This window comes from Anseongella ginsenosidimutans, assembly GCF_008033235.1.
GTDB classification, from domain to species: Bacteria; Bacteroidota; Bacteroidia; order Sphingobacteriales; family Sphingobacteriaceae; genus Anseongella; species Anseongella ginsenosidimutans.
Genome location: NZ_CP042432.1, coordinates 455176 through 467619 on the forward strand (window position 1 = coordinate 455176; position 12444 = coordinate 467619).

At 52.0% G+C, this 12444-nt stretch carries 7 protein-coding genes; all 7 read right to left on the reverse strand.

The features are described 5' to 3' along the window. Positions 1-7 precede the first annotated feature (7 nt). Complete coding sequence (locus tag FRZ59_RS01995) at positions 8-1846, reverse strand: RagB/SusD family nutrient uptake outer membrane protein (RefSeq protein WP_132127538.1); 1839 nt, start codon at positions 1844-1846, stop codon at positions 8-10. 27 nt (positions 1847-1873) lie between these two features. Then, on the reverse strand, positions 1874-5404 hold the full coding sequence (locus tag FRZ59_RS02000; RefSeq protein ID WP_225975141.1) for a SusC/RagA family TonB-linked outer membrane protein: 3531 nt from the start codon (positions 5402-5404) through the stop codon (positions 1874-1876). Between the two features lie 13 nt (positions 5405-5417). Next, a complete protein-coding gene (locus FRZ59_RS02005) occupies positions 5418-6440 on the reverse strand; it encodes a FecR family protein (RefSeq protein WP_158640498.1) in 1023 nt (340 codons plus the stop codon). Positions 6441-6600: 160 nt separating this feature from the next. Next, positions 6601-9531 (reverse strand): family 43 glycosylhydrolase, encoded by a 2931-nt coding sequence (locus FRZ59_RS02010; protein ID WP_158640499.1) that lies wholly within the window; start codon positions 9529-9531, stop codon positions 6601-6603. 37 nt (positions 9532-9568) lie between these two features. Beyond that, positions 9569-11029: a sulfatase-like hydrolase/transferase gene (locus FRZ59_RS02015; RefSeq protein WP_132127535.1), complete on the reverse strand. Its 1461-nt coding sequence runs from the start codon at positions 11027-11029 to the stop codon at positions 9569-9571. Then, positions 11026-12207: a glycoside hydrolase 5 family protein gene (locus tag FRZ59_RS02020; protein ID WP_132127534.1), complete on the reverse strand. Its 1182-nt coding sequence runs from the start codon at positions 12205-12207 to the stop codon at positions 11026-11028. Before FRZ59_RS02020 ends, FRZ59_RS02015 begins: the two co-directional genes overlap by 4 nt. A 29-nt stretch (positions 12208-12236) precedes the next feature. Beyond that, the gene (locus tag FRZ59_RS19340; protein WP_262713147.1) at positions 12237-12437 is read right to left on the reverse strand and encodes a RagB/SusD family nutrient uptake outer membrane protein; all 201 of its coding nucleotides are present in this window, start codon (positions 12435-12437) and stop codon (positions 12237-12239) included. Positions 12438-12444: the final 7 nt, after the last annotated feature.

The following is a 12444-nucleotide window of genomic DNA, read 5'->3' on the forward strand; positions in this document are numbered from 1 at the left end:
TTTAAGCTTATTGATATGGATTTCTTACCAATTTTGGATTATTATTTATCCAAGCCTGGTCAATGAAGTTATAATAATTCCTCATCTGGAAATTCCGCGGGTGAGGGGAATTGGTAAAGGGCTGCTTGTCAAATACCCATTGGCCGTCATTGGGAGTGCCTGGGGCTACCACCAGGTACGGGAATAAAGCATACTGCTGCGCGGTAGGGCTGTTCTGTACACCATTCCAAACCTCGTGGGCCAGCCGCCACCTCTTCAGATCCCAGTAGCGATGGTCCTCGAATGCAAATTCAACCCGGTATTCCCGGACGATGTCTTCAAAGGTGATTGTTTGCAATTCCTGGATACCGGCCCGTTCGCGGATTTGGTTGATGTAGTTCAATGCATCGGCGGTTTGTCCCAGTTCGAACGAAGCCTCGCAGGCGATCATTAAAGCCTCGGCATACCGGAAGCGGGGAAACCACATATCGCTGTTCCTTCCGCGGGTGGATGCACCCCTGGTTTCGTCCATGAATTTGCGGAAAAAGAAGCCGGTCTTATTGATAAATTGTTGATTCGAGGTAACTGGCCCGTTCACCGAAGTCAGCAGCCGGCCATCATCATCGGTTTCCCCCGGCTGCCCGGTTCTGGTTCTCCAGGTACCGTTTTCCAGGTATTTCTGGCCCGCCTGCAATACAACCGGGCTCCCTTTGAACACCGCGCCGGGATAAATCACCGATCCCCATAACCGCGCATCCTTGTTCGCGAAAGCGTCTTCAGGACTGTCATAGAAGATATAATTCCCCTGGGCGTCCCTGGTGCGAATGCTTCCGTCCCGGTTATCGGTATACTCAAAGTCTTCCACCAGGTTGAGGATCGGACCGGCGTAGGCCCGATCGATATCCTCGGCATGGGAGGCCGGAATATTCTCCCTTGTAAAGCCCACCGTCTGTCCGGGATATTTATAATCCCGGGCCCAGATCACTTCGTTATTACTGTTCTTCACACTGGTGGCCTCGTAAAAACTGCGTCCCAGATCATCCGGATTGGTCATATTCAGCCTGTAGACGCCGCTGTTGATGACTTCTTCCGCCGCTTCCAGGGCCTGTTGATAATAGCCTTCGGCGCGATCGGCCGGAATGCCTACTTCCCCGCCCGGCGTGCTGATCGGGTTGGGCATTTTGTTATTATAGTTAGCAATTGAACCTGCATAAACGGCGGCTCGTGCCTTGAGCATCTGAGCGGCCCATTTGGTAGCTCTTGCGGCATTGACAGAAGGTTCTTCCGGCAGATACTCCGTAACCGCTTCGCATTCGGCGATGATATAATCGTAGAGTTCCGCTTCCGTGGACCGGGGATATTGCAAGGCGGTAATATCCGTGGTGGTACCGTTGAATTCAAACACTTCGTCGCCCACGATAGGCATTCCTCCCATTCCCCGAACCATATTGAAATACAACCATGCCCGGAGAAACCGTAGTTCCCCTTCGTAGGCCAGCCTTGCCTCTTCACCGATAACCGTTGTGGTGCGCAACCCTTCCAGGAACTGGTTCATATTCCGGATCAGCGTATAATCGTAAACGCGCCATAATTCGTTGCTGTAGTCCTGGATATTATCGGGCCCGCTGTCGGACTTTCCCGCCTCATCCAGAATGGTATAAGAATAGGAATCGCTTATGTTCTGCGCCCAGGTAACCCTGCCGTAAAAATTGGCCAGGACGGATTTGATCATCCCTTCATCTTCAAAAACCTGTTCTTCATCGATGATCGCATCCGGCTCCTGCTCAAGGAAATCCGAACAAGCGCTGAAGAAGGATATAAACCCGATCAGCACCGTAGTACGTATTATTGATATATGCTTTTTCATAAAATTCATTTTTTATCTCCCGGATTCTTAGAATTGTACGTTTAGCCCGAAGTTCATGATCCTGATGGTCGGATACCCCAGCCCGTTGGTAGCATCTCCCTCCGGATCAACTCCCTCCAGGTTAGAGATGGTGAATAAGTTCTGGCCGGCCAGGTAGAACCGGACGTTGGAAAGTGACAAGGGAGTTAACAATTTCTGGGGAAGCGAGTACCCGAGTTCCAGGTTACGCAGCTTGATATAACGCACATTGGTTTTCCAGAACGTACTGTTCCAGTAATTGCTGTGGGAGCTGTTTCCGATCAGCAGCATGGGATAGTCACCCGGAATAAGTTCGCTGTTAGGGTCCCAGATATCGGAAAGCCGCCAGGCGTTCTCCATGTAGTACTGCGGGTTATTTCCGCCGTCATGGAAGGGATTGCGCTGTTCCCACTCCTGGTAGAAGGTGAACATACCTCCACCGGTCAGGTCAAAAGACAGGTCAAAACCTTTCCAGCCGAAGCCAAAGTTCAAACCGAAGTTCAGCGCCGGAGTTTCGTTCTGCCGGTAGCCGATAGGCCGTTCATCCATGCCGTTGATCACTCCGTCTCCGTTCTGGTCCACGTATTTTATGTCGCCGGGACGCAGCGTTTTATTCCCCTGCCGGTCATTATCGATCTCCCAGCTGGCTATTTCCTCCCAGCTGCTGAATTGCCCGTCCGCCTCCAGGCCCCAGTTCAGGTAGCCGTAGCGCTGAACAAGCGAATTCCGGTACTCATCCCAGGAATTACTGAAACGGGGTTTATACTGCTCCCAGTCATAAAAACGGGAGTAGGTCACGTTTCCGCCAATGGAATAGGTCAGGTCGCCCGCTTTGTCGTTCCAGATAACCGAGGCGTCATAGCCTTTGTGCGCATCTGAATTCAGGTTTTCGTTCGGAAGCCCGAATCCCACCTCGGAAGGAATCAGGATATCATAACGGGCGGCTGGCAGGCCGGTACGTTTACGCTGGAAGTAATCCACGGTAACCGTCAGGCGGCTGTTCAGGAAGCTTGCGTCTATCCCCACGTCAAAGATCCTGGCCTTTATCCAGGAAAGCGTATTTACCGGCAGGCCTCTGGGAACGGTTCCCACCACGTACTCTCCGTCAATAACGGCGCCGCTCACATTATAATCATAGCCGCCCAGGTAGTCGAAAGGCGAATAGATAGGATCTCCGTCGATTTCTCCAAGATCATCATCACCCAGCAAGCCATAGGACGCGCGCAGCTTCAGGTCATTAAAGACATTGGAGATGCTTCCGTCTTTCCAGAAACTTTCTTCGGAAATCCTCCATCCAGCGGAAGCCGAAGGGAAGAAGCCCCAACGGTCACCGGGAGGAAATTTCCAGGAGCCGTCATACCTCGCGGAAAGCTCCACCAGGTATTTATTGGCATAATCGTAATTGATCCGCCCTACGAATCCCAGCCGGGCCTGTGTTCTGTCTCCAAAGTCGTCGTAGGTATCTAGGGTTTCAAAGTGGATCAGGTCAAGCGCGTTGGCGGCGGGAATGGAATGCACCCAGGTACGGGGCTCATCGCGTTTTATGGTTTCCATTCCGCCGATAACCGTCAGGTTATGATCCGCTATATTTTTAGTATAAGCCAGCTGCAGATTGGAAGTCAGCTCTTCCACGTGCCGCATATCCCGTTCCCGCCAGGGATTGTTGTTTTCAAAGATCACCGGATAGGTATCGGTGTCTTCATCATACCCGTATAATTTATAGGTATATTCATGATTGTCCATCTTCCGGTTAGCGTAGTAATAACTTACCAACCCTTTGGCGGTCAGACCATCCATGATCTCGTATTCCGCGTTGAAATTCAACTGGCCCACGCGCCAGGTATCCTCCAATTTACCCGAAAGCTCGTAATTCAGCCAGGCAAAATTCGTCCCCGGGTCGGTCGAGGTCAGGGTGGGATAATCAGGGTTGTCATTGGCAAATGGCCGGACGGTGGGCAGGTTCCGGTATGTTGCAAAACGGGGCAGCCAAAGGTCATCGCCGCCGGGGACGCCGGGGTTTACCCGCTTTTCAACACGGCCGTTAAGGCCCGCGCCTACCTTAAACCGTTCTGAAATGTTCGCTTCTACGTTCATCTGCACATTGGTCCTGGTGAACCCGCCATAGTTTACAATATTCGCCTCCTGATCCAGGTGTCCGACGCTGAAGTAGTAATTGATATTTTCCGATCCGCCCGATGCACTGGCGTTTACATTATACTGAGGTGCAGTTTCCCAGATATAATCGTACCAGTCAAAAGGAACATATCCCTTTTCCGTGCCCTGCCGCCACTTTTCGAGGTCTTCCTTCGAATAGGTATAATTGCTGGCTCCCTGCACCGTTTCCGATTGAATGAAACTTCGTATATAAGTGAGCGCATCTGCCGGTTTAGGAAAGGCGGACAAGTCCTGTAAGCCATAATTGGCCGTAATACTTACCGTGTTCTTGGAATTGCGCCTTCCCTTTTTTGTAGTTACCACGATAACGCCGTTTGCAGCGCGGACCCCGTAGATAGATGCGGAAGCATCCTTCAGTACGGAAATAGAGGCGATGTCAGCTGGATTCAGGTTATTGAACTGACCGGCATCCTTCTGCACCCCGTCGATTACATAGAGAGGATCACCCATGTTCCGTATCTGAAGCGCCGTACTCGCACCCGGACGGCCATCGGTTTGCCGCGAATTCAATCCGGGAATCTTTCCAACCAGGGCGCCTGAAGTGGTTGAGGATAATGAACGACTGATATCCTCCGCGCCAATGGTTGATATGGCACTGGTGAGGGATTCCTTTTTCTGCGATAAACCGAAGCCGGTAACAACGACCTGTTCCAGGGATTCGGCATCCGTTTCAAGGGCGACGTTCAGTTCGCTGCGTCCGTTTACCGCTTGTTCCAGGGTTTGAAACCCAAGAAATGTGAACACCAGTATCGCGTCTTCGGGAACATTCTGTAGCTGATAACGGCCATTCATATCTGTGGAAGCGCCGTTCTGAGTACCTTTTACCAACACGCTTACCCCGGGCAGGGCGGTACTGTCGCTTGCCGAAGTAACCGTTCCGGTAACACTGTTCTGCTGATAATAGTCAGCGGCTTGCAAGCGGCCGGAGCTAAAATCAGGATTTGTTCCGGAAATCCCCTTTGAACCGCCAATATCGCTGATGATCTTCCGGAACTTAACCGCGCTGATTTTTTCTTCCTTTTTGCCTGGAATGATCACATACAGGTTATCTCCGGCCGTTTTATACACCAAGCCGTGCTGTCTTAACAGCTCGTTCAGGTCCTTTTCAAAGCCGCCCGTGCCGGAAACAGCATTTCCGTCAACACGAAGGCCTTCTATCAGCTCCGTTTTATAAAAGAAACTCACCTTGTACCGCTCCTGGAGTTCGGCGAGCGCCTTTTCAAGGGTTTTGATCCCGTATCTCTGATCCCTGGGCTCCCCGGGCGGGACGGTGGAAGCCGCTGCTAAAATCTGGCTGAATGCAGGCGCAGAAGCGCAACATGCCAGTACTAGCAACATTCCGTAATAATACAATTTTCGACTCATAGCGATTAGGGTTTTATTTAACATTGAATGTGACGTTATTACCATTGGTCTTAATACTCAGGTTAAAAGAAAGGGCCAAAGCTTTCAGCAAGGCTTCCACATTTTCACTGGGAACGGCCCCGGAAAATCGTTCGTTGTATAAAGCTGTATCAGGAACAGTCACAGATAAACCATAGGTTTCTTCCAGGAGGAGGGCAATTTCCCTGAAACTTGTGTTATCCAATACTACTTTTCCGGTGATCCAGGAAGTGTATAGCTCAGGGTTTACATCCCGCTTTTCATATTTCAGATTTTCATCTAACTCCACCAATTCTCCCGGCCGCATATCCACCTGCCTGGGCGTTTCGTTGTCTTTTCGTATGTTCAGCTTTACCTTTCCCGAATTGAGGACAACTCTTGTTGCATGCGGGCGGTCGTATACATTAAACTCCGTCCCCAGAACTTCTACATCCAGCTGCTCCGAAGAATGCACCACAAGTTTCCGGTCATCGTGCGTATGCCTGACCGAGAAGAAGGCTTCCCCTTCTATCCAGACTTCCCTCACGCCCTGATCCCATTCCCGGCCAAAACTGATTTGCGAGTTCCCGTTTAAAACGACGGTCGAGCTGTCGGGAAGAACGATGGTTGCTATCTCGCCGTAAACAGTAGCATGGGTGACCATCGGTTTATAAATCAACAACCGGTAAGCGGCTCCCGCCAGCAACAGGATACCCGCGAACGCGGCAGCTATTCCCCAGAAAAAACGTCCTGTTGACCTGGCCCTGGCTTGCGGAATAGTTGCCGTCAACGGCATTGAAGGACCGCCGTTCGCTATCTGTTCAAAGATTCTCCGGCGTATGCCTTCGGATATTTCCGGATCGATCCGGCTTCCTGAGCTGGCTGTCTGTTGAAATTCCTGGGTGATAAGGGGATAAATTAACGATTTAGCGTTTTCATGTAATTTCAGATAGGCCAATACCTGTTCAATCTCTTCCGGGCTGCACCGGTTAGCTATGAACTTTCTGAAAAGCGCTTCCTTGTCGTTTTCTTTTTCCACCGTTATAAAGGTTAGCCTGGCAGCGGGGCACATTACCCTGCGTACAACTATATACAACGGGAAGCGTTGGGAGGTCTGCTCCTGCTGAAAAATTTCCGCTTTTATTTAAAAGTCCGCGTAAGGGGCATCTGAAATGATCTCGACACTGGTATTGCGATCATTAGCGGGATTTAAGTCGGAAAAAGGTGATCCCATTGAACCTTGCCAGGGCATTGACGGCAGTAAGGCCAACCCGGGACGCAGGAAAGTCATGGCTCATGCGGAATATTTCTTCTCCATTCACCAGGAAAATAAGGCTGTCGCTGAGTTTGACCACACGCACATGAGAGGATTCCCTGAACAACTCCCGTGTCCATAATTTATAGGTATAAAAATGATGATCGCCGGCTTGTTTGTTCACGAGTTTCAGAGCGGTGGCCCTGACAGGTTCAAAGCCGATCTCCTCAAAGCCGGGATGGGTAGAAGGTATTTCCCGGTAGCCGTCCAGGGGGTACCATCTGCCGCCCTGCCGGAAAAAAATATCCATTTTTCTATGAATATCTTCGATCAGGGTGTCCGGCTGCCCGTGCGGAGTTTTGCTAAATCGCAGGGCATTGATCCAGGCAGGCGAGTCAAAAGTAAAATGTTTTTCAATAAAGTCGGAATACTTCATGTCGGCGTAAAGGGGCCGGCTGGTTTCCAGGGAGAGCCGGTGTGTTTTTAAGGGCTTTCCGTTCTTCCTGCCTGAAATAAGCAGCTGCCTTGCCTTTGCATCGAAAAGGGCTTTAATATAATTGGCGTCGTCTACGTAAACGGCATAAATGCCGGCCTTTCCGGCTGCACCGGCATCCGGGTTTGCGCCGGCATTCGGGTTTTGCGCCGGGTTTTCAGCCGCCTCCGCATGCGCATCTAGGCCTTCTTTGCCACCCGCGAAGGTTACCTGCAGGCTAAACTCATACAGGTTTACCGGGTCACCCTTAAATACGGAATGCCGGCCTTCCTTCCTTGCGGGGCCAATCCCTTCTTCCGACAGGTGCCAGCTATCCGCTTCCGCGATGGTACCGGAGGCCGTTTTCCAGCCCGTGATCTGCGTATCAAACTCGTCCCAGCCTATCGTATAAAGTATGCCGTCAAAAGCTGCCGCAGCTTCGGCGTAAAGGCCGGGAAGCCCTTTTTCGAAAAGCCCTTTGCCTGGAAACTCCGTTCCCGGCTGACCGGAAGGGTTGAAAAGATATTGTCCCGGCGCGGGAAGCCCGTCTATCAGAACCCGGAATTCGCCGGCATTTTTAAATACCGTCAGTTTGTGATAAGCCTCATAATTAAAATTATCCGGCAAGGGGTAGGAAGCGGTTTGGGTTTCGCCTGCTTTCCGAAGCTCAAGGGCCCATTTCCGGGCTTTACGGTCTAATAGGATCTTCATCCAGTTATCTTCATCCTTCCGCCATGCATATATCCCTGCCCGGCCATGATCAGCGATTATTTTTACGCCGGCTTCGAAAAGATAGTGCGTGGAAGGCTGGCTAAGGGGCAGCGCTGTTGCAGGGTCCGCGCTCAGTAGTACCAATTCTTTATTTTCCTGTTTCCAGCTACCGCTGAGTATTTTCCATTTTTCCTTTACAGCCTTCCCGGCGCCATTGAAAAGGTCGCCGAAAGTGGGTGCGGCCGGTACGGCATGATAACCAGGTGTTCCTCCGGCGGTAATGCCGTCCACCACCAGTTTTTTGTCAAAGAAATGAACCCGGTTAATGTATTGCCCTCTTCGCTCTGCGTTCTTATTGGCCATGTAAATAAGCCACCACTCAAAGCCGTTGGGCCCGCGGAGGATATTGGGCTGGCCGGGAGAAAACAGGATGTCGTCTGCCCGCCGGTCTTTCATATCGAAGAGGGAAACGTCCAGGAAGCCGGAACGGTGGCCGGCGCTGCTTTCAATGGCCAGGAGATTTTTCCCATCCTTCAGCAGTGCAGTAGCTTCCCGGTCGAAATTCCAGTGCCGGTACTGCCGGCCTTCATCGCTATAGATCAATGTTCCGTTCAGAAAGACCCTGGTTGCCCCATCATGGTGGATGCGCAATGATAAATTGCCCGTCTTTTCCTTTTCGACGGAAAATGTTTTCCTGAGCCACAACTTTTCTGTTTTCCAGGCGGTTCTCACTTGCCGCGTTGTGGAGTTTTTAACCGGGGCAGAGCCAAGCCCGGGCATTCCTTTTAACCAGGCGGAGTCGTCAAAACTTAGCTGGTTCCAGTTTTCCCCGGGAGCGTCAGCGGTATAAAGAAAGAGGCCGACGGAAACACGGGTTGGCCCCTGACTGCTTCCTTCGGTTTCCGGGTCGGATCTCAGTAGATCAGGATAAATATCCTCCAGGTCTTCCTGGTTGGATTGCACGACCGGGTGCGGGTACTTGCTCCCATGATTAAATTCCATAGGGCCGTCTGCCTGGGCAACGCCAAGGGTATAGTTCCCCCAATCCGGTGAAGTATGATTGGCGTTATACATCAGGTAGTACTGGCCGCGGTAGCGGACCACCCAGGGGCCTTCCGCCACCCGGTTATCCCGCGTTTCCCAGGTGCCGGGAAGGGAGGCGAACAAATACCGGGGGGCTCCTGAAAAGCTTGCCGGGTCTTTCATGGGCCTGGCCCAGATGGTATTGCCATCGGTAAACTTGACCATATAGAGATAAAGCTTTCCGTCCTTGTCCCTGAACAGATGCGGATCAATGCGGTTAGCCAGCCAGGTTTCCTTTACCGGCTCCTTGTAAGGCCCCAGCACGTCCGGGGAAACGGCATGACCGATATGGACAACATGATGGTCCTTGCCCCAGTAATTTACGGACCAGTAATGATGAAATACGCCGTTCAGGTAGTGAATATCGCTGGCATGGATCTGGCTGTCATCAGCCGAAGGCCCTTCCGTCCAATCATTATCCATGGAAAACACGTGATAAGGGCCTTCCCAGTTTACCAGGTCAGGTGATACGTAAAAGCTGCCCTTCGTGGAAACGCCGCCGATATAATATTCGCCATTGTAATGCAGCACACCTGCGTCTGCCACGCCGGGCAGTACCGGGTTGGGAATATTCGCTGTATCCTGAGCCAGGCTATTGTAAACAGTCAAAAAAAGTGCGGATATAATAAGGTACGGCACACGCATACTAAGGCATCGATCTTTTCCAGGTTAATAATTCAGCGGCCATTTTCCGGGCTGTTTCCGGCTGCGTCTCTGCGAGATTGTGATTTTCAGCCTGGTCTTCCGAAAGGTTATACAAAGCGATATCCGTACTGTCCGCGTTGATCAGCAGTTTCATATTTCCTTTCCGCATGGCCAGCTGCGGGCTGATAAAACGGGGGTTGCCGGGCTTTAAATTCACCCCTTCCCGGCCGTATTCCCAGAAAAGAGCTTCTTTCCGCTGAACGGGGCTGCCTTTCAGGGCCGGAAGCATGTCCCTGCCATCCCTTTCTGCCGGGGGTTGCAGCCCCGCGGCGCGGCAGAAGGTGAGAAAGAGATCGGTACTATGCATCACCGTGGTACTATCGGTAAGGCCGGAAGGGATGCCGGCGGGCCAGCGCGCCAGGAAGGGCACACGGATGCCGCCCTCGTAAAGGCTCCACTTGCGGCCGCGAAAAGGATCCGCGCTCCCCGGCGGCTGAAAATATTCTTTATAATAAAAGTGCCAGTCGGTAGGGCCGTTGTCACTCGTGAGGACCACGAGCGTGTTCTCCCTCAGCCCCATCGCGTCCAGGGAATCGAGCAGGCGCCCGATCTCCCGGTCCAGCTGGTACAGCACCGCGTAGAAATCACGGGCGTAGTGATTATTCGCGAACCGGTTGAACTTTTCGCGGTGTCCGGGCTTAGGCTGATGCGGATCGTGTACGTCGTTTGTCCAGAGATCGATATAAAACGGTTCTCCCGGGTGCCTTTTTATAAAATCAATCGTACGGTCCACGTAAATGGGCGTCATTTCATGCTTTTCTACCCAGGTGATCTTGCCGCGGCCGAGTTTGGCGCTGGCTTCCGACAGCTTATCTCCTTTGATCAAAAGACGGTCTCCAAGCCCTTCGAAGGATACCAGCGATTCATCGAAACCGTATTCCGATGGCAGCGGCGCATCTCCCACATCCCTGCCGCCGCCCATATGCCATTTGCCGAAGTGAGCGGTGGCATAACCGGCTTCCTTCATCGTTCGCGCCAGCGTTGTCACATCCGGATCCAGGTAATCAGGCATTTTCCGCCGGGCGTTTTTTTCCCGGCTGTCAAGATAAGAATGAAAGCCATGCCGCACGGGATATTGCCCTGTCATCAGCGCCACCCTGGATGGCGAACAAATGGGAGACGCCACATAAAAGTTGGTGAAACGGATCCCTTCTTCGGCCAGACGGTCAATATTAGGCGTGTTCACCGGCCCGTTCCCAAAGGCGCTCAGGTCCGCATAGCCCATATCATCGATAAGTATAAAAATGATATTTGGCCGGCCTTTGCCCGCAATCGCCTGCGCGGAAGCGGCGCTATTAAAGATAACAAACAGCAGCGCGCAGCCCGGTACAACCAGGCGCCGGGCGACGCGGCTGAAAACCAGCGATACTTGCTGAGAACGTTTGTGATAAAACTTTATCATTTTCCCTGTTCCGCGGCCGCGGTAAGTTCGCGGATCAGGTCAACTTCTTCCTGCCGGTAAGGCGTACCGTCTTTCCTGATTATATCGTGGAACCAAACTTCCGGTTCTCCTGTGTACTGCTTGTCCCAGCTGTCCCAGGGGTATATTGTCTGGCTTTTCCCGTCTACCAGCCCCCAGTTGTACATAGCGATGTTATACTTTTTGCCAAGGGGCAGGATGTCCTCGAATGTACTGCCATTGGGCCTGGCCATGTATTCCGTACATAGTAGCGGCCGTTCGTACCGCTGCAGCCATTTTACCCGTTTTTCGAATTCTTCGGGGCCGTCGTAGTTGTGAAAGGAAATAATATCTGATTGTTCGATCTGCAGCTGCTGCAGCGGGGTCATTTTTTCATGAGAAGACCAGTCATCCAGCCATACACCTGAAGTAACAGGCTGGGACGGATTAGCTGAGCGGACCCATTCAAAGGACTTTTCCAGCAAGGGAAGCACGTACTTCTCCTTTTCTTCAAGTTCCACCTTTCCGTAAGCCCGGTCATTGGTATTGTCGGGCTCATTCCAGACATCCCAGCCCAAAACGCGGTCATCATTAGCGAAATGGCTGGTGACACCTTTTACATAGCGTTCCAACCGGGGGTATTGAGTGGAATCTTTGAGCGCATTTGCCCCCGGGCTTTGCACCCATCCTGAATTATGCACGTGAGGTTTCGGCTCCCGTTGTTTGCCCGGCTCCGGAAAGGGGTCCCAAACCGAGTCAAAGAAAACAAAAAGCGGGAGGATCCCATGACTGTCGGCTATTGCAAGGAACGTATCCATTCTTTGGAGAAAACCGGTGGAATCCTGTTCCCACAGCAGGTCATGCAGGTACACCCTGGCCGTATTCATCCCAATGGATGCCGCCCAGCCCAGCTCGCGGTTGATCGTGGCCGTATCAAAAGTTTCGGCCTGCCACATCTCCAGCTGGTTGATAGCCGTGCTGGGGGTAAAATTGCTTCCTACCAGCCAGCCCTGCTTTTCATACCACTGGTTGGCTTTTTCTTTGCTCCAAATTTCAGCAACCTGGCCCGGGCCTGTTTTATGGCCGGCAGTTTCATTTTCTTTCCTGTCCGGTGAATTCGTGCATTGCTGAAATGCCATGCATATTGCGAGCAGGCATAGGCTTAATCTGAGTTGTTTCATTCGTTTCTTTTGTTTGCTTTATATAATTATCAATAACCGTCGTTTTGTTCCAGGTTAGGGTTATTATCCACGTCGCTTTGCGGGATCGGCAGGCGGATATGCACGCCCACGTCAAAGTTATTAAAATCCGGGTCACGCGCGGCAACGGCATCAACACCTTCCTGGGTATCCAAATCGCCCCAGCGTTTCAGGTCGGCCCATCTGACGCTTTCTCCGCACAGTTCCAGCACCCTTTCC

Excerpts from the sequence above, each read along its gene's own strand:
- FRZ59_RS02000 (WP_225975141.1), bottom strand. The coding sequence starts at position 5,404 with ATGAGTCGAAAATTGTATTATTACGGAATGTTGCTAGTACTGGCATGT.
- FRZ59_RS01995 (WP_132127538.1), bottom strand. The coding sequence starts at position 1,846 with ATGAAAAAGCATATATCAATAATACGTACTACGGTGCTGATCGGGTTT.
- FRZ59_RS02015 (WP_132127535.1), bottom strand. The coding sequence starts at position 11,029 with ATGATAAAGTTTTATCACAAACGTTCTCAGCAAGTATCGCTGGTTTTC.
- FRZ59_RS02020 (WP_132127534.1), bottom strand. The coding sequence starts at position 12,207 with ATGAAACAACTCAGATTAAGCCTATGCCTGCTCGCAATATGCATGGCA.